General features: G+C 72.0%; 25 protein-coding genes and 1 tRNA gene. 17 read left to right on the forward strand and 9 right to left on the reverse strand.

Annotated elements, in window-relative coordinates; all coding sequences use genetic code 11:
• The first annotated feature begins 31 nt into the window (after window positions 1-31).
• Window positions 32-481 (forward strand): fluoride efflux transporter FluC, encoded by a 450-nt coding sequence (locus tag ACK99Q_RS07570; RefSeq protein WP_410185536.1) that lies wholly within the window; start codon window positions 32-34, stop codon window positions 479-481.
• Window positions 478-834: a fluoride efflux transporter FluC gene (locus ACK99Q_RS07575; RefSeq protein ID WP_410185537.1), complete on the forward strand. Its 357-nt coding sequence runs from the start codon at window positions 478-480 to the stop codon at window positions 832-834. Before ACK99Q_RS07570 ends, ACK99Q_RS07575 begins: the two co-directional genes overlap by 4 nt.
• 95 nt (window positions 835-929) lie before the next feature.
• Here ACK99Q_RS07575 and ACK99Q_RS07580 read toward each other — a convergent pair whose 3' ends face one another.
• The 4 genes from ACK99Q_RS07580 to ACK99Q_RS07595 form a co-directional block, all read right to left on the reverse strand.
• Window positions 930-1970 carry an LLM class F420-dependent oxidoreductase gene (locus ACK99Q_RS07580; protein WP_410185538.1) on the reverse strand — a complete coding sequence of 347 codons (1041 nt, stop codon included), beginning with the start codon at window positions 1968-1970 and terminating at the stop codon, window positions 930-932.
• A 139-nt stretch (window positions 1971-2109) separates the two neighbouring features.
• Entirely contained in the window at window positions 2110-3084 is a 975-nt protein-coding gene (locus ACK99Q_RS07585; RefSeq protein ID WP_410185539.1) for a DUF4349 domain-containing protein, read from the reverse strand.
• Window positions 3081-3659 (reverse strand): RNA polymerase sigma factor, encoded by a 579-nt coding sequence (locus ACK99Q_RS07590; protein ID WP_410185540.1) that lies wholly within the window; start codon window positions 3657-3659, stop codon window positions 3081-3083. The genes ACK99Q_RS07585 and ACK99Q_RS07590 overlap by 4 nt, the downstream gene beginning before the upstream one ends.
• Window positions 3660-3711: 52 nt before the next feature.
• The gene (locus ACK99Q_RS07595; RefSeq protein WP_410185541.1) at window positions 3712-5226 is read right to left on the reverse strand and encodes a dolichyl-phosphate-mannose--protein mannosyltransferase; all 1515 of its coding nucleotides are present in this window, start codon (window positions 5224-5226) and stop codon (window positions 3712-3714) included.
• 113 nt (window positions 5227-5339) lie between these two features.
• Between ACK99Q_RS07595 and rsmI the strand changes: the two genes are divergently transcribed.
• Window positions 5340-6179, forward strand: a complete 840-nt coding sequence (gene rsmI, locus ACK99Q_RS07600) for a 16S rRNA (cytidine(1402)-2'-O)-methyltransferase (RefSeq protein WP_410185542.1) — start codon at window positions 5340-5342, stop codon at window positions 6177-6179.
• A gap of 1 nt (window position 6180) precedes the next feature.
• Window positions 6181-7203 (forward strand): glucose-6-phosphate dehydrogenase (coenzyme-F420), encoded by a 1023-nt coding sequence (fgd, locus tag ACK99Q_RS07605; protein WP_410185543.1) that lies wholly within the window; start codon window positions 6181-6183, stop codon window positions 7201-7203.
• 3 nt (window positions 7204-7206) lie between these two features.
• On the opposite strand, the gene ACK99Q_RS07610 is transcribed toward fgd, so the two are convergent.
• Together ACK99Q_RS07610 and ACK99Q_RS07615 are read right to left on the reverse strand one after the other, a co-directional pair.
• Window positions 7207-9186 (reverse strand): YhgE/Pip family protein, encoded by a 1980-nt coding sequence (locus ACK99Q_RS07610; protein WP_410185544.1) that lies wholly within the window; start codon window positions 9184-9186, stop codon window positions 7207-7209.
• Window positions 9183-9800 (reverse strand): hypothetical protein, encoded by a 618-nt coding sequence (locus tag ACK99Q_RS07615; RefSeq protein ID WP_410185545.1) that lies wholly within the window; start codon window positions 9798-9800, stop codon window positions 9183-9185. Before ACK99Q_RS07615 ends, ACK99Q_RS07610 begins: the two co-directional genes overlap by 4 nt.
• Before the next feature lie 144 nt (window positions 9801-9944).
• On the opposite strand from ACK99Q_RS07615, the gene metG reads away from it, so the two are divergent.
• From metG to ACK99Q_RS07645, 6 genes are all read left to right on the forward strand, one after another.
• Window positions 9945-11525 (forward strand): methionine--tRNA ligase, encoded by a 1581-nt coding sequence (gene metG / locus ACK99Q_RS07620; protein ID WP_410185546.1) that lies wholly within the window; start codon window positions 9945-9947, stop codon window positions 11523-11525.
• Window positions 11526-11529: 4 nt separating this feature from the next.
• Complete coding sequence (locus ACK99Q_RS07625; RefSeq protein WP_410185547.1) at window positions 11530-12387, forward strand: TatD family hydrolase; 858 nt, start codon at window positions 11530-11532, stop codon at window positions 12385-12387.
• A gap of 117 nt (window positions 12388-12504) precedes the next feature.
• Window positions 12505-13566: a ubiquitin-like domain-containing protein gene (locus ACK99Q_RS07630; RefSeq protein ID WP_410185548.1), complete on the forward strand. Its 1062-nt coding sequence runs from the start codon at window positions 12505-12507 to the stop codon at window positions 13564-13566.
• Window positions 13539-14435 (forward strand): 16S rRNA (adenine(1518)-N(6)/adenine(1519)-N(6))-dimethyltransferase RsmA, encoded by an 897-nt coding sequence (gene rsmA / locus ACK99Q_RS07635; protein ID WP_410186073.1) that lies wholly within the window; start codon window positions 13539-13541, stop codon window positions 14433-14435. Before ACK99Q_RS07630 ends, rsmA begins: the two co-directional genes overlap by 28 nt.
• A gap of 496 nt (window positions 14436-14931) precedes the next feature.
• The gene (locus tag ACK99Q_RS07640) at window positions 14932-15849 is read left to right on the forward strand and encodes a 4-(cytidine 5'-diphospho)-2-C-methyl-D-erythritol kinase (protein ID WP_410185549.1); all 918 of its coding nucleotides are present in this window, start codon (window positions 14932-14934) and stop codon (window positions 15847-15849) included.
• On the forward strand, window positions 15849-17612 hold the full coding sequence (locus tag ACK99Q_RS07645) for an ABC-F family ATP-binding cassette domain-containing protein (RefSeq protein ID WP_410185550.1): 1764 nt from the start codon (window positions 15849-15851) through the stop codon (window positions 17610-17612). The genes ACK99Q_RS07640 and ACK99Q_RS07645 overlap by 1 nt, the downstream gene beginning before the upstream one ends.
• Before the next feature lie 102 nt (window positions 17613-17714).
• Here the strand turns inward: ACK99Q_RS07645 and ACK99Q_RS07650 are convergent, their stop codons facing one another.
• Complete coding sequence (locus tag ACK99Q_RS07650; RefSeq protein WP_410185551.1) at window positions 17715-18200, reverse strand: MarR family winged helix-turn-helix transcriptional regulator; 486 nt, start codon at window positions 18198-18200, stop codon at window positions 17715-17717.
• A gap of 101 nt (window positions 18201-18301) precedes the next feature.
• Between ACK99Q_RS07650 and ACK99Q_RS07655 the strand changes: the two genes are divergently transcribed.
• Window positions 18302-18383 (forward strand) — tRNA-Gln (locus tag ACK99Q_RS07655).
• Window positions 18384-18385: 2 nt separating this feature from the next.
• Here ACK99Q_RS07655 and ACK99Q_RS07660 read toward each other — a convergent pair.
• The gene (locus ACK99Q_RS07660; RefSeq protein WP_410185552.1) at window positions 18386-18865 is read right to left on the reverse strand and encodes an SRPBCC domain-containing protein; all 480 of its coding nucleotides are present in this window, start codon (window positions 18863-18865) and stop codon (window positions 18386-18388) included.
• A 16-nt stretch (window positions 18866-18881) separates the two neighbouring features.
• Here ACK99Q_RS07660 and ACK99Q_RS07665 point away from each other — a divergent pair, with 16 nt between their 5' ends.
• The 6 genes from ACK99Q_RS07665 to pth all read left to right on the forward strand — a co-directional run bounded on the left by ACK99Q_RS07665 (window position 18882) and on the right by pth (window position 23443).
• Window positions 18882-19205 carry an ArsR/SmtB family transcription factor gene (locus ACK99Q_RS07665; protein WP_410185553.1) on the forward strand — a complete coding sequence of 108 codons (324 nt, stop codon included), beginning with the start codon at window positions 18882-18884 and terminating at the stop codon, window positions 19203-19205.
• 59 nt (window positions 19206-19264) lie between these two features.
• Window positions 19265-20716, forward strand: coding sequence for a bifunctional UDP-N-acetylglucosamine diphosphorylase/glucosamine-1-phosphate N-acetyltransferase GlmU (gene glmU / locus ACK99Q_RS07670; protein WP_410185554.1), 1452 nt, complete (start codon window positions 19265-19267; stop codon window positions 20714-20716).
• A gap of 22 nt (window positions 20717-20738) precedes the next feature.
• Complete coding sequence (locus ACK99Q_RS07675; RefSeq protein WP_410186074.1) at window positions 20739-21677, forward strand: ribose-phosphate diphosphokinase; 939 nt, start codon at window positions 20739-20741, stop codon at window positions 21675-21677.
• Window positions 21678-21687: 10 nt separating this feature from the next.
• Complete coding sequence (locus tag ACK99Q_RS07680) at window positions 21688-22056, forward strand: hypothetical protein (RefSeq protein WP_410185555.1); 369 nt, start codon at window positions 21688-21690, stop codon at window positions 22054-22056.
• 167 nt (window positions 22057-22223) lie between these two features.
• The gene (locus ACK99Q_RS07685) at window positions 22224-22877 is read left to right on the forward strand and encodes a 50S ribosomal protein L25/general stress protein Ctc (RefSeq protein WP_410185556.1); all 654 of its coding nucleotides are present in this window, start codon (window positions 22224-22226) and stop codon (window positions 22875-22877) included.
• A complete protein-coding gene (gene pth, locus ACK99Q_RS07690) occupies window positions 22877-23443 on the forward strand; it encodes an aminoacyl-tRNA hydrolase (RefSeq protein WP_410185557.1) in 567 nt (188 codons plus the stop codon). Before ACK99Q_RS07685 ends, pth begins: the two co-directional genes overlap by 1 nt.
• A gap of 9 nt (window positions 23444-23452) precedes the next feature.
• On the opposite strand, the gene ACK99Q_RS07695 is transcribed toward pth, so the two are convergent.
• Complete coding sequence (locus ACK99Q_RS07695; RefSeq protein ID WP_410185558.1) at window positions 23453-24193, reverse strand: hypothetical protein; 741 nt, start codon at window positions 24191-24193, stop codon at window positions 23453-23455.
• Window positions 24194-24481: the final 288 nt, after the last annotated feature.

Below are 24481 nucleotides of genomic sequence, written 5' to 3' on the forward strand. Positions count from 1 at the left end.
GCGCGCACCCGCCGTCGCCGAGAGGAGCCCCGTGCGCGCTGATGACGCCTCGTCGCAGGCACGGCCGCTGTACGCGAGTCCGGTGGCCCTCGTCCTCGTCCTGATCGGCGGCGCGCTCGGCACGGCGGTGCGCGCGTCGCTCGCCGAGGCCTTCCCGCCGGCCGACGGCGCCTGGCCGTGGGCCACGTTCACGGTGAACGTCGTCGGGTCGTTCCTGCTCGGTGCGCTGGTCGCCGCTGTCTCGGGGCGCGAGGTCGGACGGCTCCGGTACGTCCGCCCGGCGCTCGGCGCGGGCGTCCTGGGCGGCTTCACGACCTACAGCACGTTCGCGGTGGAGGTCGACCGGCTGGTGTCCGGTGGTGCGCTCGGTCTCGGGCTGGCCTACGCCGTGCTGAGCGTGGTGCTGGGCGTCCTGGCGGCTGCTGCCGGCGTCCTCGTGGGCGGCGGCATGCGGCCTCCTGCCCAAGAGGGGGAGCGGTGATCGCGCTCGTCGCGCTCGCGGGCGGTGTCGGGGCCGTGCTGCGGTTCGTCGCGGAGGCGCTCGTCACGCGGTCGGTGCGCGCGCCCGTGCCGTTGGGGACGTTCGCGGTGAACGTCACGGGTGCGTTCGCGCTCGGGCTGCTGGTGGCCGCCACGGCCGCCGACTCCGACCTGCGCCTCGTCCTCGGCACCGGCCTGCTCGGCGGCTACACGACCTTCTCGGCCGCCAGCGTCGAGGCCGTCCTGCTCGCGCGCAGCCGCGGCCCGCGTGCGCTTGTCCTGGCCGCCGCCCACGCCGCGGCGATGCTCGCCTGCGGCGTCGGCGCCGCCGCCCTCGGGCTCCGGCTGGGTTGACGGTTTCCCCGGTTAACCGGGGAAACCGTCACTTCGCGAGGTTTGCGAACCTCGCGAAGTGACAGGAAACCTCGTTCAGTCTGCGAGAGGGAGAGTCAGAGGACGAGCTCGGCCATCATCCGAAGCGTGTCGGCGTTGCCGCCGATCGTGAGGGTCGTGACGACGGACTCGCGCCAGGCGGCGAGGTCGTCGCGGATCTTCTCCTTCGGGCCGATCAGCGCGATCTTCTCGACGAGGTCGAGCGGGACGGCGGCGGTGGCCTCCTCCTTGCGACCCTCGAGGTAGAGGTCCTGGATCTTCGAGCAGACCTCCTCGTAGCCCAGGCGCGCGACCGCGTCGAAGTGGAAGTTCGCGCCCTTCGCGCCCATGCCGCCCACGTAGAGCGCGATGAACGGGCGGATGAAGTCGGCCGCGGCCTCGAGGTCGTCCGACACGATCACCTGGACGGGGCAGGCGATCTCGAACTGCTCGCGCGGAAGCCGCTCGGGGGCGCGCTTCGCGAAGCCCTCCTCGAGCGCGGTGTGCGCGAACTCGGCGTCCCAGGGGGAGTAGAAGAACGGGATCCAGCCGTCGGCGATCTCGGCAGACAGCGCGATGTTCTTCGGGCCCTCGGCCGCGAGCAGCAGCGGGATCTGCTCGCGCAAGGGGTGCAGCGTCGAGCGCAGCGACTTGCCCAGGCCGGTGGACTTCAGGCCGTAGACGTCGCGGTAGGGGATCTGGATCTGCGGGCCGTCGTGGGCGACCCGCTCGCGCGCGATCGTCTGGCGCAGCACGTCGAAGTACTCGCGCGTGCGCGCCAGCGGGCGCGGGTAGGGCTGGCCGTACCAGCCCTCGACGACCTGCGGGCCCGAGACGCCGAGTCCCAGCATCATGCGGCCGTTCGAGAGGTGGTCGAGGGTCATCGCGGCCATCGCCGTGGCGGTGGGCGTGCGGGCGGACATCTGCACGATGCCGGTGCCGAGCTTGATGCGCGAGGTCGAGGCGCCGAGCCACGCGAGCGGGGTCAGCGCGTCGGACCCGTAGGCCTCGGCGGTCCACACCGAGTCGTAGCCGAGCTCCTCGGCCAGCGCCAGCTGTTCGGCCTGGCCCGGCGGCTGTCCTTGGCCCCAGTAGCCGAGGCTGAGTCCGAGCTTCATCGCGTACCTCCGTCGTCCCGGGCGCCGCTCGCCCGTGTCGTGGCTCACGCTGCCACATCAGGGGTGGCGTCGTCCCGGGGGTCGGACGAACGATGAGGCATTCGGGTACCCCCAGCGGGGCCGAATGCCTCATCGTTCGTCAGAAACGGGCCCTGCGGCGGAGCCACAGCACGACCGCGGCGACGAAGCCCACCGGGACCAGCCAGGGCGTGACCAGGCCGGCGAAGGCCACGATCGCGTCGACGGTGGCGACGAGGCCGTTCCAGCCGCGCGTGAGGCCGCCGACGAAGCCCTCGCCGGGCTCGACCGAGCGTGCGGTGTCCCGCGGCGTCACCAGCACCTCGATCGTGGCGAGCGAGGTCTGGTCGCGCAGCACCCGCCGCTGGGCCTGCAGGGCCTCGAGGTCGCTCTGGCGCTGGGTCAGCTGGGCCTCCGCGTCGAGCAGGTCCCGTGTCGACGAGGACTCCGCGATGATCGCGCGCAGCCGCCGGATCGAGGTCTCGAGCGACGCGATCCGCGCGTCGACGTCGGCGATCGTCGCCGCCTCGTCGGTGCGCTCCAGGAGCACCGAGGTGGGTCCGCCGATCTCGTCCAGCTCGCGCCGCAGCGCCTCGACGGCCCCGGCGGGGACGCGCACGGTCAGCGTGGCCGAGCCCTCCGCGCCGCTCTCGAGGCTCTCGCCGTCGATCCGACCCTCGCGCTGGGCGACGAAGACGCGGATGGCCGTGACGGCCTCGCGCACGTCGTCGACCTCCACCGACATCGATCCCGTGGTGACGACCGTGCTGCTCGTCGGCAGCTCGGCGTCGGGGGCGACGTCCTCGTCGGACTCCGCCCCGCCTGCATCGGAACGCGAGGTCGGCCCCTCCGCCGCGCCCGAGTCGCTCGAGGTCATCGAGTCCGAGCCCCCGGTGCTTCCGGCGAGCCCACCCAGCCCCACGCCGACCCCACCGACGACCACGACCGCCGCGGCCGCGGCACCGGCGAACGCCGTCCGCACGCGGCGACGCCGCCGCCGCACCTCCTCCGCGTCCGCGGTGACCGCCGCCATGACGCTCGCCCGCATCCGCTCGATCCGCTCCGGCTCCAGCACCGGCAGCTCCGTCCCGGTCATCGGGCACGCTCCTCTCGCAGGTCGCCGCGCAGGCGGGCCCGCAGTCGCGACACGCGGTTGCGGACGGCCCCGTGGGTCACGCCCAGCTCCGCGGCCGCCTGCTCGTAGGTCAGGTCGCCGTCGACGCACAGCTCGAACAGCCGCCGGTCGACGGGGGAGAGGCGCGCGACGGCCGCGTCGATGGCCGCCGCGACCGCTGCCTCCTCCACGTGGCCGGACGGATCCGCACCGGGGTCGGCCGGCTCGTGCTCCAGGTCGACGGCGCGCAGCCGGGCGCGCTTCCGTCCGGCGTTCAGTGCGGTGTAGCGCGCCGTGACCATGAGCCACGGCAGGATCGAGCGGTCGACGATCGTGATGTCGCCGATGCGACGCCACGCCGTGACGAAGGTGTCCTGGCAGACGTCCTCGGCCTCACTCGCGTCACCGACGACGCGGTGCGCCTGCCAGTAGACGGCGCTGACGTGCCGGTCGAACAGCGTGCCGAACGCGAACGCGTCGCCCGCCTGCGCACGCGCCAGCAGCGCCGTGTCGCTCAGCGGTGGGTCGTACCCCTCGCCCTGGGCCGGTCCGGCCATCGTCTCGATCCTTGCCTCCACGACCTCTCATGTCGCGGTGCAGCGCATCGTCTCAGATCCAGCGGTCCCACCACATGCGCTCGCGCCACTGGTCGTACGTGATGATCCGGTTGGCCAGGATCGGGAAGAAGTACCAGAACGTGACGGCGACGACGCCGAGGTAGGCCGCGAGGCCCGGCCACCAGTAGCGGTCGGGGATGCGGCGGCGGATCGCGTTGAACACCAGGCACAGCGCGATGATCATGAACGGCACGATCGCGATGGCGTAGAACGTGAAGATCGGGCGCCCCGACGTGATCCACCAGGGCGCCCACGTGGCCAGGACGCCCACGAGCGGCAGGCTCCAGCGCCACGTGGGGTTGCGGATCCACGCCACGAGCGCGGTGACCAGGCCGAGGGTGCCGACCCACCAGATCGCGGGGTTGCCCAGCGTGAGCACCTGGCGCACGCACTTGGAGTCGGCGGAGGCACCGCACACGTCGGCGGCGATGTCGAAGTTCGACGAGACGTTCGTGGGCCGCCACTGGATCAGCCAGCCGAACGCGTTGGACTGGTAGGGGTGGGACTTCGAGGCGAGGTAGTCGCCGGTGTGGAAGTTCCAGGTCATCACGTGGAACGACCAGAGGGAGCGGAACGCGTCGATGAGGCCGCCGAGGGGACCGCGTGTGGGGTCGGAGACGCTGCCCCAGACGGGCTCGTCGCCGTAGCCGTTGCCGAAGCGGGCCTCGAAGACGTCGTGGTGCAGCAGCCAGCCGGTCCAGGTGAACAGGTAGACCACGAGGGCGACGCCGACGAGCCAGCCGAACGCGGGCAGGCCCACGCGGAACACCCGGACGACGGCGTCCTGCACCGACTCGACCCGGCCCCGGGCCCAGACCTCCCAGATCACGACCGTGAGGCCGAACGCGGCCAGGACGTAGAGGCCACTCCACTTCGTGGCGACGGCCATGCCGAAGCACGCGCCGGCGGCGAGCTGCCACGGCCGCCACGCGTAGTAGCGCTTGTCGAGCGCCAGCCGCTCACCCAGCCAGTCGCGGTCGACTGCGAGGCACGCGACCGCGCACAGGATCCAGAACGCCAGGAAGATGTCGAGCAGGGCGATGCGCGACATCGTGTAGTGCAGGCCGTCGAGGGTCAGCAGCAGCCCGGCCACGCAACCCAGTGCGAGCGAGCCGGTGAGTCGCAGCACGAGCCGCGCGAGCACGAGCACCATGAGCGAGCCCACGACGACGGCCGCGAAGCGCCAGCCCAGCGGCGTGAGGCCGTAGATCCTCTCGCCGAACGCGATGAGCCACTTGCCGCCGTCGGGGTGGACGATCCACGTGGGGTCCTGCGTGAAGACGTCGGTCTCGCCGTTGATGATGCGGCCGTTCGCGTCCTCGACGGCGTCGCGCGCGTAGCCGCCGTGGATCAGCCCCCACGCGTCCTTGGCGTAGTACGTCTCGTCGAAGGTGAGCGAGTTCGGGCTGCCGACCTTCCAGATCCGCAGGGCGAACGCGACGAGCGCGATGGCGATCGGGCCGATCCACTCCCACGCGCGCAGGCTGATCCGGTCGAGCAGGGTCACCCGCACACCCTAGCCAGACGGGGCGCCCGGCGGGAGAGTGTTCTGAACTCGCAGTTACATTCCGGCGGCGACGGCCGACCGGCGCGGGCGCGCGTCCGTGGCAGGATCGAGGGGTGCTGATCCTCGCCGCGACGCCCATCGGGACGGTGGCCGACGCGTCGGGCCGGCTGGCCGACGCCCTCGCCACGGCCGACGTGGTCGCCGCCGAGGACACCCGCCGCTTCCGTCGCCTGGCGGCCGACCTCGGCGTCGAGGTCCCGGGCCGGGTCGTCTCCTACTTCGAGGGCAACGAGCAGCAGCGCACCGCCGAGCTGCTCGACCACCTGCGCGACGGGTCCACGGTCGTCCTGGTCACCGACGCGGGCATGCCCAGCGTGTCCGACCCCGGCTACCGGATCGTGGCCGCCGCGGTCGCGGAGGACCTCCCGGTCACCGCGATCCCCGGCCCGTCGGCCGTGCTGACGGCGCTCGCGGTCTCGGGCCTGCCGGTCGACCGCTTCTGCTTCGAGGGCTTCCCGCCGCGCAAGCCGGGCGAGCGCGCCCGCGTGCTGGGCGCCCTCGCCGGCGAGCAGCGCACGATGGTGTTCTTCGAGTCCCCGCACCGCACCGCCGCCACCCTCGAGTCGATGGCCGAGGCGTTCGGCGCCGACCGGCCCGCCGCGGTCTGCCGCGAGCTGACCAAGACCCACGAGGAGGTCGTGCGCGGCCCCCTGTCCGAGCTCGCCGCGTGGGCGGGCGACGGTGAGCGGGTCCGCGGCGAGATCACGATCGTGGTGAGCGGCAGCGAGCCGCCCGCCCCCGCCGACCTCGACGAGACCGACCTCGCCGCGCTGGTGGCCGAGGCCCGCGCCGAGGGACTGAGCACGAAGGACGCCGTCGCGGACGTCGCGCGGCGCACCGGGATCTCCCGCAAGGTGGTCTATGCCGCCGCCCACGCCACGAAGGAGTCATGACATGCCGCAGCCGCTGAAGCTGGGATACAAGGCGTCCGCCGAGCAGTTCGGCCCGCGCGACCTCGTCGAGTACGCCGTCGCCGCCGAGGCGCACGGGATGGAGTCCGTCTGGACGAGCGACCACTTCCAGCCGTGGCGGCACACGGGCGGTCACGCGCCGTTCTCGCTGGCGTGGATGACCGCGGTGGGGGAGCGGACCAACTCGGTCGTCATCGGCACCTCGGTGATGACGCCGACCTTCCGCTACAACCCGGCCGTCATCGCGCAGGCCTTCGCCACGATGGGCTGCCTCTACCCGGGGCGGATCGTGCTGGGCGTCGGCACGGGCGAGGCCCTCAACGAGATCGCCACGGGCTTCCGCGGCGCCGGCGAGCAGGACTGGCCCGAGTTCAAGGAGCGCTTCGCACGGCTGCGAGAGTCGGTGCGCCTCATGCGCGAGCTGTGGTCGGACGAGCGCGTCTCGTTCGAGGGCGAGTACTACTCCACGCACGACGCCTCGATCTACGACCGTCCCGACGAGCCCATCCCGGTCTACGTCGCGGCGGGCGGTCCGGTCGTGGCTCGGTACGCCGGGCGGATGGGCGACGGCTCGATCTGCACGTCGGGCAAGGGTCCCGAGCTCTACACCGAGAAGCTGCTGCCGGCGTTCCGCGAGGGCGCCGAGAAGGCCGGTCGCGACCCCGAGGCCGCCGACCGCATGATCGAGATCAAGCTGTCCTACGACACCGACCTCGACGCCGCGCTGGAGAACACGCGCTTCTGGTCGCCTCTGTCGCTGACGCCCGAGCAGAAGCACTCCATCACCGACCCGGTCGAGATGGAGAAGGCGGCGGACGCGCTCCCGATCGAGCAGATCGCGAAGCGCTGGATCGTCGGCTCGGACCCGGACGAGGTCGCCGAGATGATCGGCCAGTACGTGGACTGGGGCTTCAACCACCTCGTATTCCACGCGCCCGGCCACGACCAGACGCGCTTCCTCGAGCTGTTCGAGCGCGACCTCGCGCCGCGCCTGCGCGACCGCTGAGGCTCAGAGCGCGATCTCGGGCTTGATCTGCGAGACGCGCCAGATCCGGCGCCGGTAGGCCGCGGCCGCGGAGACCGCGACGCCTCCCACGACGTAGGCCGCCAGTACCGTGATGTCGCGCGGCAGCGAGTCCAGGCTCGCGCCGTACATGAGGTGCCGGATGCCGTCGATCGCGTAGGTCATCGGCAGCACGTGGTGGATCGACTGCAGCGTGGGCGGCAGCGTCTGCCACGGGAACGTGCCGCCCGCGCTGGCCAGCTGGAGCACCAGCAGCACCAGTCCGAGCAGCTGTCCCACCGGCCCGAGCCAGGCGTTGAGCGCGTGGACGATCGCCACGAAGGCGGCCGCGACGAGCAGTAGGAAGAGCGCCACCTGGGTGGACCTCAGCACGTCGATGCCGACGACCGACATCACCACCGTGAGCATGATGAGCACCTGGGCCGCGGCCAGCACGGCCGGCGTGAGCCAGCCGCCGAGGGCCGTGCGCCATGGGGACTGGCGGGCCGCGATCGCGCGGTTCGACAGCGGCCGCACCAGCAGGAACATCACGTAGCCGCCCACCCAGGCGCCGATCGCCAGGAAGAACGGGGCCAGGCCGGCGCCGTAGCTGTCGGCCGACGCCTGCGCGACGTCCTCGGTGCGGATCGGCGAGGCGATCGTCCGGGCGGTCTCGTCGCGGCGCTGCTCGGAGAGGTCGGGGATCGACCGCACGCCGTCGGCGAGTCCGTCGGCCAGCTCGCGCGAGCCGTCGCGGGCGCTCTCGAGGCCGGACGCCAGGGTGCCGGCCCCGTCGGCCAGCTGCTCGGCTCCCGCCTGGGCGTCGCGCTGGCCGGCGAGCAGCTCGGCGCTGCCTCTCTGCGCGGTCCGGAGGCCGTCGCGGAGCGTGCCGGCGCCCGCGGAGAGGCGGTTCGCGCCCGTGCGCAGCTCGCCCGCGCCCGAGGCCACTTGATCGGCCCCGTCGGCCAGCTGGTCGATCTGGCCGGTGGTCGTCTGCACCCGCTCGCCCAGCTCGTCGAGCGGCTGGCGCAGGTCGTCGAGGGTGGCGAGCACGGCCGCCTGCTCCTCGGGCGTGAGGCCGGACCCGGCGAGGCGCTCGGCGATGTCCTCGCGGGCCCGGTCGAGGTCGCCACTGGCCTGCGAGGCGGCGTCGGCGACGCGGTCGGCCACGGTGGCCAGCTGCTCGGTGCCGTCGGCCACCCGGCGGGCGCCGGACGCCAGCTCGGAGGCGCCGTCGGCGAGATCGCCGGAGCCGTCGGCCAGCCGGCCGGCACCGGTCGCCGCGTCGTCCAGACCGCTGCTCAGCCGCTGCTGGCCGTCGACGAGACGCGCCTCGCCGTCGGCCAGGTCGCTCGCGCCGTCGGTCAGTCGCAGGGCCCCGTCGTGAGCGTCGACGAGCCCGTCGGCCAGGGTCTCGGCGCCCTCGCCGGCCTTCTTCAGCTGGTCGTGCAGGGTCGAGAAGCCGAGCAGGAACGACGACGCGGCGCGCTCGCTGACGTTCGCGGCGATCGAGGAGCTGACCTTCGTCAGGACCTGCTCGGCGATCGTCGAGGAGAGGTAGTTGTTGGCCTCGTTGGTCGTGAGGATCAGCGTGCCCTGCGCGGGGTCGAAGTCCGCGGTCGAGGCGAGCGCGGTGGAGAACCCGCGCGGGATGGTGAGCGCGAACAGGTAGGTGCCGTCCTCGACGCCCGCGGCGGCCGCGTCGGCGTCGACCTCCTGCCAGTCGAACGAGCCGTCCTCGACGAGGTCGTGGGCGACGTCGCGACCGGCGTGCACCGTGCCGCTCTGGTCGCTCTCGGCGGGCACGTCCTCCACGACGAGCGCGGCCTGGACGGTCGCGAGCTTGCCGTAGGGGTCGTGGTTGGCCCACAGGTAGAGCGAGGCGTACATGGTCGGGATCAGCACGATCGCGAGCACGGCCAGTCGCGGCATGCGACCGGCGGTGAGGCGGCGGAGCTCGCTCAGCGCGAGCCGCAGCGCGGTCACCGGACGGCTCCGAGCGTCGTGTGCGAGGCCCTGACGTTGCGCAGGGAGTTGGTGGTCAGCTGGAGGCAGACCGCGAGGCCGCGGTCGGCGAGCTCGTGGGCCACGCCGAGCGCCGCGTGCGGGTCGGCCCCGTAGCGGTCGGGGCAGCACAGGACGAGTGCCTCCACGCCCGGCCGTCGGGCGGCGACGTCGGCCAGGAGCGCGAGGCGCACGTCGGCCGGAACGTCCTCCACGCGCGTGCGTCGCCACTGCGCCGCCCCACGCTCGTCGAGCCACTCCTTCACGTCGGCACGGCCGGCGGGGCGCCGCGCCATCGCCAGCTCCTCGCCCATCGTGGTCGCGAGGGAGACGACGTCGTCCGGCTCGGAGACGTCGGGCACGTCGACCAGCGCGACCACGTCGCGCAGCCGCTGCCCGTCGGCCTCGCCGTCGATCAGGACCCGCCCCGACGAGGGGACCAGGCGGCCGCCCACCAGCAGGCTGAACGCGGTGTGGCCCGTGCCGGGCGGTCCGTCGACGATGGTCACCGTGCCGGTCTCGATGGTGGCCGACGTCGGCTCCAGCACCGCGGAGTGCGGGCCGTCGACGGACGTGGCGATGGCTTCGATTCTCATGCTTCTCGCTCCCGGGCCGTGGAGGTGGCCCAACTCTCCAGTCTCCAGCGTCACCCGGGGTTGCCCCAGAGTCGAGTGGGGTGATTCCCGTTACCCGCGCCGGGCGGTCCGAGGCGTGTCGGCGCGCTCACTAGACTCGGACTCGTGCCCGAGCCGACCTTCTACGCCACGACGCCGATCTACTACGTCAACGACGCGCCCCACATCGGGCACGGCTACACGACCACGATCGGCGACGTCATCACGCGCTGGCACCGCCAGCGCGGCGAGCGCGTCCAGTACCTCACCGGCGTCGACGAGCACGGCCAGAAGGTGCTGCGCAAGGCCGACGCCAACGGCGTCTCCCCGCAGGAGTGGGTCGACCGCCTCGTCGAGAACGAGTGGCTGCCGATGCTGCGCACGATCGACGCGGCCAACGACGACTTCATCCGCACCACCGAGGCGCGCCACGAGAAGGGCGCCCAGGCGTTCTGGCAGGACCTGCACGACCGCGGCGAGGTCTACCAGGGCGAGTTCTCCGGCTGGTACAGCGTCGGCTCCGAGGAGTTCGTCGCCGACGAGTACGTCGCCGACGGCGAGGGCGAGGACGAGGGCTTCAAGGTCTCCACGCTCGACGGCAGCCGGCTCGAGCACGTCACCGAGGAGAACTACTTCTTCCCGCTGAGCCAGTACGCCGAGAGGCTGCTCGCGCTCTACGAGGAGCGTCCCGACTTCGTGCAGCCCGAGTCGGCGCGCAACGAGGTGCTGGCGTTCGTGCGCGGCGGTCTCAAGGACCTGTCGATCTCGCGCTCCACGTTCGACTGGGGCATCCCGCTGCCGTGGGACGACTCGCACGTCATGTACGTGTGGATCGAGGCGCTGCTGAACTACGTCACGGCGGCCGGCTACGGCGTCGACGACGAGCGGTTCGAGGACCTGTGGCCCGCGAACGTGCACTTCGTCGGCAAGGACATCGTCCGCTTCCACGCCGTCATCTGGCCCGCGCTGCTGATGGCCGCCGGGCTGCCCGTCCCGCACCGCGTGTTCGCGCACGGCTGGTTGCTCGTCGGCGGCCAGAAGATGAGCAAGAGCAAGGCCAACGGCATCCACCCCACCGAGATCGTCGGCACGTTCGGCTCGGACGCCTACCGGTACTACTTCACCCGCGCGCTCACGTTCGGCAGCGACGGCTCGATCTCCTGGGAGGACATCGGCGCGCGCTACCACGCCGAGCTCGCCAACGGCTTCGGCAACCTGGCCTCGCGCGTGGCCGCCATGATCGGCAAGTACTTCGACGGCATCCTGCCCGCGGCCGGCCCGCTGGGCGACGCCGAGCAGCGGATCGTCGACACCGTCGCCACCGCGGTCGCCGAGGCCGACGAGGCGATGGAGCGCATCGCGCCGCAGGACGCCCTCGCCGCGATCTGGCGCATCGTCGACGCGCTGAACCTCTACATCACCGAGACCCAGCCGTGGGCCGTCGCGAAGGACGAGTCGCAGCGCGAGCGCCTCGGCACGATCCTCCACACGGCCGCCGAGGGCCTGCGGGTCCTCGCCGTCACGCTGCACCCGGTCATGCCGAAGGCCACCACCTCGCTGTGGGAGTCCCTCGGCGCGGAGCCCGCACTGGGAGCGCTGGCCGACCAGCGGATCGACGAGGTCGCGCAGTGGGGCCGGCTGCCCGAGGGTGCGACGATCACGAAGGTGCCGTCGCTGTTCCCGCGCATCGACCTCGCCGAGGCCTGAGCCGGTGTCGCTCACCGAGGGCTGGCCCGAGGCGCCCGCGCCGCTGCCGCGTCCCGTGGTGGACAACCACTGCCACCTCGACACCCGCATCCGCGGCGGGGCGCTGATCCCCGTCGACGAGGCACTCGACCGGGCCGCGGCCGTGGGCGTCACCCGCACGGTCCAGGTCGGCTGCGACCTCGAGGGCTCGCGGTGGGCGGTCGAGGTCGCCCGCGCGCAGCCGAGCGTGGTGGCCGCCGTGGCGATGCACCCCAACGACGCCGCGCGGAGCCAGACCCTCGAGGCCGACCTCGCCGAGATCGACCGGCTCGCCGCCGATCCGGTCGCCCGGGCCGTGGGGGAGACCGGGCTCGACTACTTCCGCACCGGCGCCGACCTGCGCCCCCTCCAGCACCACAGCTTCCGCGAGCACATCCGCATCGCGAAGCGTCACGACCGTACGCTCGTGATCCACGACCGCGACGCCCACGACGACGTCCTGGCGATCCTCGACGACGAGGGCGTCCCCGAGCGCGTCGTCATGCACTGCTTCAGCGGCGACGCCGACTTCGCGCAGCGGTGCGTCGAGCGAGGCGCGTACCTCTCGTTCGCCGGCACGGTGACGTTCAAGAACGCCGAGTACCTGCGCGAGGCACTGCGGATCACGCCGCGCGACCGCATCCTCGTCGAGACCGACGCGCCCTTCCTCACGCCGATGCCGCACCGCGGCGAGCCGAACGCCTCGTTCCTCATCCCGCACACCGTCCGCTTCATGGCGGAGGTGCTCGAGGCCCCCGTGGAGGAGCTCTGCGAGGCCATCGACGCGAACACGGATCGGGCGTTCGGGGGACACTGGCCCGAGCGTGTCGCTACAGTCACATGAGTCACAGGATTTGAAATCCCGGCCGCCAGCACGCATGGTGGAAAGGTTGTATCTCCAACCCTGAGGTAGTTTGTGCCCCGTTTGTTGCCTGAAATCACGCCCCGGAACACCGTCACCATGGGCCTGGTCGCCCTCGGTCTGGCGGTCGCCGTCGGAGGCGTCGTCCACGCATCGACCTACGACGACCTCGTGCGCTTCGACGTCGACGGCGTCGTCACCGAGGTCCGCACCGAGAGCGAGACCGTCGGCGATCTGCTCGCCGAGAGGAACGTCACGCTCGCGGCCGCCGACCAGGTCAGCCCCGCCGCGGGCACCGACATCGACGACGGCGACGTCGTGAAGGTCCGCCGCGAGAAGGCCGTCACGCTCGTCGTCGACGGCAAGATCACCCAGAACACCGTGCACGACGTCGACGTCGCCAGCGCGCTCGACACCCTCGGCGTGCAGCCGAAGGAGGGTGCCACGTTCTCGATGGCCCCCGACGAGCGCCTCGGCCTCGACGGCAACAGCGTCGTGGTGAGCAACCCCAAGCCCGTCACCCTCAAGGTCGACGGCAAGAAGCAGCGCTTCGTCACCGCCGCCCCCACCGTGCAGGCACTCCTGCAGCAGCGTGGCGTGAAGGTCGGCGAGCTCGACGAGGTCAAGCCCGGCCTGGGCTCCTACCTCAAGCCGAAGCAGCGCCTGCGCGTCGTGCGGATCGAGAAGGTCACGCGCACCGAGAAGATCGAGGTCGACCACAAGGTCACCTACACCGACGACTCGTCGCTGTTCACCGGCGACACCGAGGTCCTCAAGGAGGGCCGCGACGGCGTCGACCGCGCCAAGGTCGAGCTGATCCTGGCCGACGGCGAGATCCGTGAGCGTCGCGTCATCTCGCGCAGCACGGTCCGCCCGCCGATCGCCGAGGTGCAGAAGCGCGGCACGAAGAACCCGGACACGGTCGACGGTGGCGTCTGGGACCGCATCGCCAAGTGCGAGTCGGGTGGCAACTGGAGCATCAACACCGGCAACGGCTACTACGGAGGCCTGCAGTTCTCGGCTGCCACGTGGCACAGCGTCGGCGGCCCCGGGCTCCCGCACCAGCACAGCAAGGCCACCCAGATCAAGTACGCCAAGATCCTGCAGGCGCGCTCCGGCTGGGGCCAGTGGTCCTGCGCAGCCAAGGTCGGCGTCAGCTGAGCGAGTCCGGAGCCGACCGCTCCGTCCGTCTCCTCGGGGCGGCCGACATCCGTCGGCTGGCCGCTGAGGCCGGCGTCCGCCCCACGAAGCAGAAGGGGCAGAACTTCGTCATCGACGCGAACACGGTGCGCCGCATCGTCGACGTGTCGGGCGTTGGTCCTGACGACGCCGTGGTCGAGATCGGGCCGGGCCTGGGGTCGCTGACCCTGGCCCTGCTCGACCGGTCGCGGCACGTCACGGCCGTCGAGATCGACGAGGTCCTCGCGGGCCGCCTGCCCGCCACGATCGCCGAGTTCGCTCCCGGTGCCGCCGACCGGTTCGACCTCGTGCTCGCCGACGCGATGCACGTGCGCGAGCTCCCCGGCCCCGAGCCGACCGCCCTCGTGGCGAACCTGCCGTACAACGTCTCGGTGCCGGTGCTGCTGCACTTCCTCGAGCAGTTCCCGTCGCTGCGGTCGGTGCTGGTGATGGTGCAGGCGGAGGTCGCGCACCGTCTCGCCGCGGGCCCCGGCTCGCGCACCTACGGCATCCCCAGCGTGAAGGCCGCCTGGTACGCCGATGTGCGGCTGGCCGGCAACATCGGCCGCAACGTCTTCTGGCCCGCGCCCAACGTGGACTCCGCGCTGGTCTCGCTCGTGCGCCGCGAGCCTCCGGCGGCCGACCGCAAGGCCGTCTTCGCCGTGGTCGACGCCGCGTTCGCCCAGCGCCGCAAGACCCTCCGCGCGGCCCTGTCCGGCTACGCCGGCAGCGGCGGGGCCGCCGAGCGCGCGCTGCTCGCCGCCGGCATCGACCCCCGCACCCGCGGCGAGCAGCTCACGGTCGAGCAGTTCGCCACCATCGCCGACGCCCTCGGCGCCCGAGATCTGTAGCGGTATGCACCGTTTTTCGAGGGTTGAGGCCGAAAAAGGGTGGACGGCGCTACACATCTGGTGGACGCGGGCGGCCAGCTGTCGGTGAGCGGGGTCGGTGCTCCTGGTCCATGCCTTCTGTAGCGGCAACCACCGTTCTCGGACGGCTGAGGCGAAAGACGCATGGACAGCGCCAGGCATCCGCTCGCGAGGCGGCCGAGCGCCTGGAGGCCTCCCTCGGACCTCCGGTCCGCGAGATCTGTAGCGGTATCCACCGTTTTCGCGGGCTTGAGGCCGAAAAAGGGTGGACAGCGCTACACATCTGGTGGACGCGGGCGGCCAGCTGTCGGTGAGCGGGGGGCCGGTGCTCCTGTCCTTGCCTTCTGTAGCGGCAACCACCGTTATCGGACCGCTGAGGCCGAAAAAGGGTGGACAGCGCTACACATCTCGTGGCCGGGACGGCCAGCCGCCGTCACCGGGGAAGCCGAGCCCGCCGGCGCCCGTTAGGTTGGTGGGCGTGGTGACGAGGGTGACCGTGCGAGTGCCGGCCAAGATCAATCTGTGCCTGGGCGTGGGTCGGGTGCGCGCCGACGGGTTCCACCCGCTCGCCACCGTCTACCAGGCCGTCGACCTGCACGACGAGCTGCGCATCTCCTCGCGCGAGGACGGCGAACTCACGGTTGCGGTGCACACGGAGCTCGACCTCCCCGAGGGGTCGCAGGTGCCCGAGGGCGACGACAACATCGCGGTCCGCGCGGCGAGGCTGCTGCGCAAGCGGCTCGGCGACGAGTCCCTCGGCGCGGACATCGCGATCCGCAAGCTGATCCCCGTGGCGGGCGGCATGGCCGGCGGCTCGGCCGACGCGGCCGCGGCGCTCGTCGGCTGCAACGAGCTGTGGGGCGGCGGGCTCGGCCGCGCCGACCTCGAGCCCCTCGCGGCCGAGCTGGGCAGCGACGTCCCGTTCCTCCTCCACGGCGGCAACGCGATCGGCGGCGGCCGCGGCGAGACGGTGAGCCCCGTGCTGGCGCGCGGCAGCTACCACTGGGTCTTCGCGACGGCGCCCGAAGGACTCTCGACCGCGGCGGTCTACGCCGAGTTCGACCGCATCACGCCCGACGCCCCGGAGGAGCCCGAGGTCCCCGACGCGCTGCTCAACGCGCTGCGCGCCGGCGACGCCCACGCCCTCGGCCAGGCCCTCTCGAACGACCTGACCGACGCGTCCCTGTCGCTGCGTCCCGAGCTCGCCGGCACCCTCGAGGTCGGCCTGCAGGCCGGCGCCCTCGGCGCGATCATCTCCGGCTCGGGCCCCACCACCGCCTTCCTGGCCGCCTCCGAGCAGCACGGGCTCGATCTCGCGATGGCGCTCGCCAGCACGGGCGCGGCGGCCGACGTCCTGCAGTCCCGCGGCCCCGTGTCCGGCGCGCGGCTCGTCTGATGCCGCCCCTCGTCGTCGCCGAGCGCATCGGCCAGTCCTTCCCGTCCGGCACGGTCCTGTCCGACGTCACCGTGGGCGTCGGTGACGGCGACCGCATCGGCGTCGTCGGCCGCAACGGCGACGGCAAGTCCACGCTGCTGCGGATCCTGGCCAAGCGCTTCGAGCCCGACTCCGGTCGCGTCACGTGGCGGCGCGACCTGCGCGTCGGCGTCGTCGAGCAGGACGACGTCCTCGACCCGACCCTCACGGCGATCACCGCGGTCGTCGGCGACCGAGCCGAGCACGAGTGGGCCTCCGACGCCGGGGTCCGCGACGTGCTCGCCGGCCTCATGGGCGACGTCGACCACCACGCGGTCGTCGGCACTCTGAGTGGCGGTCAGCGGCGCCGCGTCGCGCTGGCCCGCACGCTCGTGCAGCGCTGGGACCTGCTGGTGCTCGACGAGCCCACCAACCACCTCGACCTCGAGGGCGTCACGTGGCTCGCGGAGCACGTGAGGCGGCGCACCGAGGCCCTTCTCGTGGTCACCCACGACCGCTGGTTCCTCGACGAGGTCTGCACGCTCACGTGGGAGGTCCACGACGCCCGCGTCGACGCGTACGAGGGCGGCTACGCGGCCTACGTGCTGCAGCGCGTGGAACGTGACCGGCAGGCCGCGGCCTCGGAGGAGCGGCGCCAGAACCTCATGCGCAAGGAGCTGGCGTGGCTGCGACGCGGCGCCCCGGCGCGCACGTCCAAGCCCAAGTTCCGCATCGACGCCGCGAACGAGCTGATCGCGCGCGAGCCTCCCGTGCGCGACTCGGTCTCGCTGGCGAAGCTGGCGACGGCGCGCCTGGGCAAGGACGTCGTCGACATCCTCGACGTCTCGGTCGCCTACGACGGGCAGCCGGTGCTGCGCGACGTCGAGTGGCGGATCGGTCCGGGTGAGCGAGCCGGCATCCTCGGCCCGAACGGCGCGGGCAAGAGCACCCTGCTCGGCCTCGTGACCGGCGCGGTTCTGCCCACCACGGGCCGGGTCAAGCGCGGCAAGACCGTGAAGATCGCGGCGCTCACCCAGCATCTCGCCGACCTCGACGCCGTGGCGAACGACCGGGTCAGCGAGGTCGTCGCGCGCAAGCGGACCTCGTACGTGACCGAGGGCAAGGAGATGACGCCGGGCCAGCTGCTCGAGCGACTCGGCTTCACTTCGGCGCAGCTGTCCACGCCGGTCCGCGACCTGTCGGGCGGCCAGCGGCGCCGGCTCCAGCTCATGCTGATCCTGCTCGACGAGCCGAACGTGCTGATCCTCGACGAGCCGACGAACGACATGGACACCGACATGCTGGCGGCGATCGAGGACCTCCTCGACACGTGGCCGGGCACGCTGCTGGTCGTGTCGCACGACCGGTACTTGCTCGAGCGCGTCACCGACCACCAGTTCGCGGTGCTCGACTCGCACCTGCGTCACCTGCCGGGCGGGGTCGACGAGTACCTCCGGCTGCGGGCCGCCGCGGAGGCGGAGCCGGTGGCCGCCGCTCCCGCGCCGCGCGCGCAGGGCTCGCGCGGTGGGCAGGACGAGCGTCAGCTGAAGAAGGACGTGGCGCGGATGGAGCGCCAGATCGAGCGCCTCACCGAGAGGATCGCCGACCTCGACCGCGCGATGGTCGACGCCGCGACGCAGCCCTCGCGCCTCATGGAGCTCGACGCCGAGCGCCGCCCGCTGGCCGAGGAGCTCGAGGCCACCGAGGAGGCCTGGCTCGAGGCTTCCGCCGCCCTCGAGTCCTGACGCCGCCCGCCTTCACCCTCCCACTTCTGGAGCGCGTTGAACGCTTTCGCGCGCCGGAACGGTGCAACGCGTTCCACAAGTGGAGAGGGGGCGGCGGGCGGGTCAGCCGTTGAAGTGGCTCGTGAGGGTCCGCAGGGCCTGGGCGACGTGGTCGCGCTCGTTCGCGGGGAGGTCCTCGAGGATTGCCGACTCCAGCCCGATGAGGGTGTCGAGGGCGCCGTCGACGCGCTGGCGGCCCTCGGGCGTGAGGCGCACGAGCACGCCCCGACGGTCCGACGGGGCGGGGCGGCGCTGCACGAGGCCGCGCTCGACGAGCCGGTCGACGCGGTTGGTCATGGTGCCGCTGGTGACCATCGTGGCGGCGACGAGGTGGCCGGGGGAGAGCTCGTAGGGCTCGCCCGAGCGCCGCAGTGCCGACAGCACGTCCCACTCCCACACGTCGAGCTCGTGCGCGGTGAACGCCTGCTTGCGGAGTCGCTCGAGGTGCTTGGCCAGTCGCATCAGGCGGCTGAAGACCTCGAGCGGGGACACCTCGACGTCGGGGCGCTCACGGCGCCACGCCGCGACGATCTCGTCGACCTCGTCCATACCGCCACGGTAGTCCATCAAGAATCTTGACGTAGAGACAGTTCGCCCCCTGCCGCGGCGGCCGGACGCGGGAGTCTGCTCCGGTAGCCTGAGGCCACCGATCCCCGGTTGGTCTGCCGGCAGGGCCCGCCTGACTTTGAATCAGGACAAGCGACGTAGGTTCGACTCCTACCCGGGGAGCCAGCTCAGCGGTAGAAGCCCTCGCGCAGGTTGATCCCGTGCTCGACCCACGCCTTGAGCGCGGCCAGCATCCCGGTCCAGCCCTCGCAGTTCCCGAACGCGCTCTTCGCGCCCTCGGGAGTCACCGTCCACGACTCCTCGGTGATCGTCACGAGCGTGCGGCCCTCGTCGCCCTCGACGGGCTCGAGCTCGAAGGTCGTGCGGGTGGAGCCGGTGTCGCCGGCGGTCGCCTCGCCGTCCCACTCGATGACGATGCGCCGCGGCGGGTCGGCCTCGACCGCCGTGACGGGAAAGCGGCCGGGGAAGTCGGCGAAGTCCCACGTGACGGCGGCGCCGGGCTCGAGGCGCCCGCGGGCGCCACCCGTCGTGAAGTAGTGGGAGAGCTGCTCGGGGTCGGCGATGGCCTCGTAGACCTCGGCGCAGGGTCGCGCGATGCGACCGGAGACGGTGAACGACAGCGTGTCGAGACGATCGGGCGGGCTCATGTTGTAAAGTTACAACATGTCAGCCGAGGAGAACAGGTCCGACGACGACCTCGTCTTCAAGGCCCTCGCCAACCCCGTCCGCCGCCGGATGCTCGACGCGCTGCGCGAGGCGCCGCTGACCACGGGCGCCCTGTGCGCCGCCTTCGACGACCTCGACCGCACCACCGTGCTCCAGCACCTGCGCGTGCTCGAGCGGGCCGAGCTCGTCACGGGCCGCAAGGTGGGCCGCGAGCGGCACCTGGCGCTCGCGCCGCTGCCCATCAAGCGCATCCACGACCGCTGGATCAGCGAGTACGCCCGCGCCGCCGTCGACCTCATGGAGCGCCTCGGCGACGGCTGACCCGGCGCGTGTTCCCGGGGGACACCTACACTCGGAAGGTCGTCGAACCGAGGAGTGATGTGAGCGAGCAGGTCACCGCGATCGTCCTGGCAGCTGGTGCCGGGACCCGGATGAAGTCGCGCCGAGCGAAGGTGCTGCACGAGATCGCCGGGCGCCCCATGCTGGGCCACGCGCTCGACGCCGTGCGGGCCGCCGGGATCGATCACGTCGTCACCGTCGTGGGCCACGACCGCGAGCAGGTCGAGGCGGCCGTCACGCGGCTCGACCCCTCCGCCACGATCGCCGTCCAGACCGAGCAGCGCGGCACCGGCGACGCCGTCCGCGTCGCCCTCGACGCCGCCGGGTCGTCCTCCGCGACCTACCTGGTCACCTACGCCGACGTCCCGCTGCTGTCCGCCGAGACGCTGCGCGGCCTCGTGGACGAGCACCGTGCACACGGCCACGCCGTCACGATCCTGACCTCGGAGCCCGACGACCCCACGGGCTACGGCCGCATCCTGCGCGACGCGTCCGGCGCGGTCACCGCGATCCGCGAGCACAAGGACGCCACCGACGAGGAGCGCGCCACCCGCGAGGTCAACAGCGGCATCCTCGTCGTCGACGGCCCGTTCCTCGACCGCGCCGTGCGGGCCCTGAGCACCGACAACGCGCAGGCCGAGCTCTACCTCACCGACATCGTCGGCCAGGCGGTCACCGAGGGGCTGCCCGTCGGCGCTCACGTCCTCGAGGACGTCTGGCAGACCGAGGGCGTCAACGACCGCCGCCAGCTGGTCCGCCTCGGCCGCGAGCTCAACCGCCGCACGGTGAACCGCTGGCTCGCCGAGGGCGTCACGATCGTCGACCCCGAGACCACGTGGATCGACAGCGCCGTCTCGATCGGCCGCGACACCACTGTCCTGCCGGGCACCCAGCTGCTGGGCGCCACCACGATCGGCGAGGGCGTCACGATCGGCCCCGACACCACCCTGCGCGACGTCGAGGTCGGCGACGACGCCTCGGTCGTGCGCACCCACGGCTCGGGTGCGGTGGTCGGCCCCGGCGCCACCGTCGGCCCGTTCGCCTACCTGCGTCCCGGCGCGGTCCTCGACACCGGCTCGAAGGTCGGCACGTTCGTCGAGGTCAAGAACAGCCACATCGGCCCCGGCGCGAAGGTGCCGCACCTGTCCTACATCGGCGACGCCGAGGTGGGGGAGGGCACCAACCTCGGCGCCGGCGCGATCACCGCCAACTACGACGGGGTGAACAAGCACCGCACCACGATCGGCACCCACGTCAAGACCGGGTGCCACAACGTGTTCGTCGCCCCCGTGAGCCTCGGTGACGGCGCCCACACGGGCGCGGGAACGGTCGTGCGCGAGGACGTGGCGCCGGGGGCGCTTTCCGTCCCCGCGTCGGGACAGAGGACAATCGAGGGGTGGGTCGCGAGCCGGCGACCGGGTACGCCTTCCGCGCATGCCGCGGACCAGACCACGCAGGAGACCAGCGGTGGCCAGCAACAAGAGCCTCAGTAAGCGCACGCCCACGAGCAACCTCATGTTGTTCTCGGGCCGCGCGCACCCGACCCTCGCCCAGGAGGTCGCCGAGCTGCTCGAGGTGGACTGCGTGCCCACCACGGCCTACGACTTCGCCAACGGCGAGATCTACGTGCGCTTCGAGGAGTCGGTGCGCGGCTGCGACGCCTTCGTGATCCAGAGCCACGCCGCGCCCATCAACGAGGCGATCATGGAGCAGCTCATCATGATCGACGCGCTCAAGCGCGCCTCGGCCAAGCGCATCACAGTCGTCCTGCCGTTCTACGGCTACGCCCGCCAGGACAAGAAGCACCTCGGTCGCGAGCCCATCAGCGCCCGCCTCATGGCCGACCTGTTCCTGGCCGCCGGCGCCGACCGCCTCATGACGGTCGACCTGCACACCGCGCAGATCCAGGGCTTCTTCGACGGCCCGGTCGACCACCTGCTGGCGATGCCGATCCTGACCCGCCAGGTGCGCAAGCGCTACGGCAACAAGCCCCTCGCGGTGGTCTCGCCCGACGCCGGTCGCATCAAGGTCGCCGAGCAGTGGGCCCGCCAGTTCGACAACGCCCCGCTGGCGTTCATCCACAAGACCCGCGACATCTCGCAGGCCAACGTCACCAAGGCCAACCGCGTCGTCGGCGAGGTCGCCGGCCGCACGTGCATCCTGGTCGACGACCTCATCGACACCGGCGGCACGATCTGCCAGGCCGCCGAGGCCCTCATGAACGACGGAGCGGCCGAGGTCGTCATCGCCGCCACGCACGCGGTGTTCTCGGGCGAGGCCGTCGACAAGCTGAAGAACTCGGTCGCCACCGAGGTCATCGTCACCAACACGCTGCCGCTGGCCGAGGACCGTCAGTTCGACAAGCTCACCGTCCTGTCGATCGCGCCGCTGCTGGCGCAGGCCGTGTCGGCGGTGTTCGAGGACGGATCGGTCACGAGCCTCTTCTCGGAGTGAGGACGAGGGCGTGACCACCGGGTCGGTCGTGCGTGCCGCGGCGCAGCTGGCGCTGCTGTACGCGGCGATCGGCGTCGCGGGCACGCTGCTGCTGGCCCTCCTGGCCGGCGACCTGACCGCCGACCTGCTGCTGCCGCTCGCGGTGCTGGTCGTGGCGCTCGCCCTGGCCGCGGCGGTGATCGTCGTGCTGGCCCGGCTGGCCGTGAGCTGGCTCGAGGGCCGCGTGCGCGAGCCCGTGGTCGTCGCGATCATGGTCGCCTCGGGCGTGGTCCTGCTCAGCGGCGTCCTCACCGTGAGCTCGCTGGGCGTCCTGTCGGTGGCCGTCTCGGCGCTGATGGCGCTCGCCACGCACGTCGTGCTGACCCGCTGCTGGGCCTGAGCCGGTCCTCGCAGCCGATTTCGGCTCGCCCGCACGGGTGGGTTAGACTCGTGGGGTTGCCTCGGCGAGGGTCCACCGGACCGTGATCGACAGGGCGCTCCACAGGAGTGCTGTGTCGAGCGCCGAGACCCAGACTTCAGACTGAACCCTCCAAGGAGAGAATCCCCGTGGCCGAGATCAAGCTTTCCGCCGAGCAGCGCACCGAGTTCGGCAAGGGTGCCGCGCGCCGCATCCGACGTGACGACAAGATCCCTGCCGTCCTCTACGGACACGGCACCGACCCCATCCACGTGACCCTGCCCGGCCACGACACGATGCTCGCGCTCAAGACCCCGAACGCGCTGCTCGCGATCGACCTGGGCTCGGACAACCACCTCGCCATCCCCAAGCAGGTCCAGCGCGACCCGCTCAAGGGCTTCATCGAGCACGTCGACCTGCTCATCGTCAAGCGTGGCGAGAAGGTCACCGTCGACGTCGCGATCACCGTCGTGGGCGAGCCCGAGGCCGGCGTCCTGCTGGTCACGGAGAACGCCACGGTCGCCCTCGAGGTCGAGGCCACCCACATCCCGTCCGAGATCGAGGTCTCGGTCGAGGGCCTGCAGGTCGGCGCGCAGGTGCTCGCCTCCGACCTCGAGCTGCCCCAGGGCGCGGCCCTGGCCGTCGAGGAGGACCTGCTGATCCTCAACCTGACCCACGCGCCCACCGCGGCCGAGGTCGAGGCCGAGCTCGAGGACGCCGAGGCCGAGGCCGGCATCGAGCACGACCAGCCCGAGGCGCCCGCCGAGGAGCAGGCCGCCGAGCCGGAGTCCACCGAGAGCTGATGACCTGGCTGGTCGTCGGGCTGGGGAACCCCGGCCCGTCCTATGCCGCCACCCGGCACAACGTCGGGTACCACGTGACCGATGAGCTGGCCGCCCGCATGGGCGGCCGGTTCTCGTCTCTGAAGGCGGCGCGCGCCGACATCGTCTCGGGCCTGCTCGCGAGCGAGCGCACGGTCCTGGGCCGCTCGCGCTCCTACATGAACGAGAGCGGCGGGGCCGTGTCCGCGCTGATGAAGTACTACGACGTCACGCCCGACCGGCTCATCGTCATCCACGACGAGCTCGACCTGCCCCTGGGCTCGCTGCGCTGCAAGTCCGGCGGCGGCGACAACGGGCACAACGGCCTGAAGTCGATCCGCCAGTCGATCGGCACGGGCGACTTCCTGCGCGTGCGGTTCGGCATCGGGCGGCCGCCGGGCCAGCAGCCCGTGCACGACTTCGTGCTGAAGCCGTTCGCGAAGGTCGAGCGCACCGAGGCCGACATCGTCACGCAGGAGGCCGCCGACGCGGTCGAGAGCCTGATCTCCGTCGGCCTGGAGAAGACGCAGAGCGCCTTCAACTCCTGACGCCGGGCGTCAGATGGTCTTGAGCTGGACCAGCTCGCCGTCGGCGAAGACCCCCACGAAGCGGGTCGCGATGCCGCAGGCCGCGAACTCGCGCTCCTGCACCGAGGTCACGCCCTTCGCCGCGAGCCGCCGCAGCGGGCCGAGCTCGGCGTTCGCCTGGGCCATGATGTTCGGGTCGGAGTAGAGCCGCGACAGCCGCGCCGAGTGCTGCAGCACCTGCGAGACGTTGACACGCTCGAGGGTGCCGGGGGAGCGCATCAGCCGCTGGGTTTGCGTGAGCGACGTGCCCCGGACCGAGGGCGAGAACGCCGAGTCGACCTTCAGCGCGCGGATGTCGGGCGCGGTCGCGCAGGCGTTCTGGCGCACCACGAGGCGCATCGCGCGGCGCGTCGTGGCGGTGCGTCCCTTCGACCGGGACTTCACCGTGATGACGGCGCGGTAGGTGCCGGGGCGCAGGCGCACCGCGCTGCGGTTCGTGTGGAGGCGCTTGCCCGCGCGGGACACGGTGATGCGCTTCGAGAGCACCTTGACGCCCTTCGCGCGCTTGACCTGCGGGACGACGCGGACCGATCCGGCCCACCCCACCACGCGCTGCGTCGGGTTGACGATCTTCACCTTCGCGGTGGAGGCGACCGCGGCCGCGCGCGGAGCGGGCGCGCTGGCGCGGGCGGACGTGATCGCACCGGCCGTGACGACGGCCGTCGCCACGAGCGCCACCAACGAGCCGAGGCCCAGCGTCTTCGTGTTCACCCTTGAAGTATGGGGCACGTGTGACTCGCGTGACCACTGATATGCCAGATATGCGAGGTGACTCGTGATACGGCCGGGGCTGGCTGGACGTATCAGGATCCTCTCTCGAGGCTCTCCAGGGTCGATGACGACTACGTCACACACCACATCAGTCGCACTGGTCACAACATTGCGAAAGCCGACAGAACCCCGGCGTTCCGGTCGTTAGGCTCCGAATCACGGGGGGTGCTCGCGGTCTCGACGGTTCACGAACGCACCGCGACATCAGTGGAGATTCGGGTCTCATGC

Source organism: Aeromicrobium sp. MLTX1 (assembly GCF_046452335.1).
Taxonomy (GTDB): Bacteria; Actinomycetota; Actinomycetes; order Propionibacteriales; family Nocardioidaceae; genus Aeromicrobium.

Excerpts from the sequence above, each read along its gene's own strand:
- ACK99Q_RS07580 (WP_410185538.1), bottom strand. The coding sequence starts at position 1,970 with ATGAAGCTCGGACTCAGCCTCGGCTACTGGGGCCAAGGACAGCCGCCG.
- ACK99Q_RS07585 (WP_410185539.1), bottom strand. The coding sequence starts at position 3,084 with ATGACCGGGACGGAGCTGCCGGTGCTGGAGCCGGAGCGGATCGAGCGG.
- ACK99Q_RS07590 (WP_410185540.1), bottom strand. The coding sequence starts at position 3,659 with ATGGCCGGACCGGCCCAGGGCGAGGGGTACGACCCACCGCTGAGCGAC.
- fgd (WP_410185543.1), top strand. The coding sequence starts at position 6,181 with ATGCCGCAGCCGCTGAAGCTGGGATACAAGGCGTCCGCCGAGCAGTTC.
- ACK99Q_RS07615 (WP_410185545.1), bottom strand. The coding sequence starts at position 9,800 with ATGAGAATCGAAGCCATCGCCACGTCCGTCGACGGCCCGCACTCCGCG.
- ACK99Q_RS07630 (WP_410185548.1), top strand. The coding sequence starts at position 12,505 with ATGGGCCTGGTCGCCCTCGGTCTGGCGGTCGCCGTCGGAGGCGTCGTC.
- ACK99Q_RS07645 (WP_410185550.1), top strand. The coding sequence starts at position 15,849 with ATGCCGCCCCTCGTCGTCGCCGAGCGCATCGGCCAGTCCTTCCCGTCC.
- ACK99Q_RS07650 (WP_410185551.1), bottom strand. The coding sequence starts at position 18,200 with ATGGACGAGGTCGACGAGATCGTCGCGGCGTGGCGCCGTGAGCGCCCC.
- ACK99Q_RS07660 (WP_410185552.1), bottom strand. The coding sequence starts at position 18,865 with ATGAGCCCGCCCGATCGTCTCGACACGCTGTCGTTCACCGTCTCCGGT.
- ACK99Q_RS07665 (WP_410185553.1), top strand. The coding sequence starts at position 18,882 with ATGTCAGCCGAGGAGAACAGGTCCGACGACGACCTCGTCTTCAAGGCC.
- ACK99Q_RS07675 (WP_410186074.1), top strand. The coding sequence starts at position 20,739 with ATGTTGTTCTCGGGCCGCGCGCACCCGACCCTCGCCCAGGAGGTCGCC.
- pth (WP_410185557.1), top strand. The coding sequence starts at position 22,877 with ATGACCTGGCTGGTCGTCGGGCTGGGGAACCCCGGCCCGTCCTATGCC.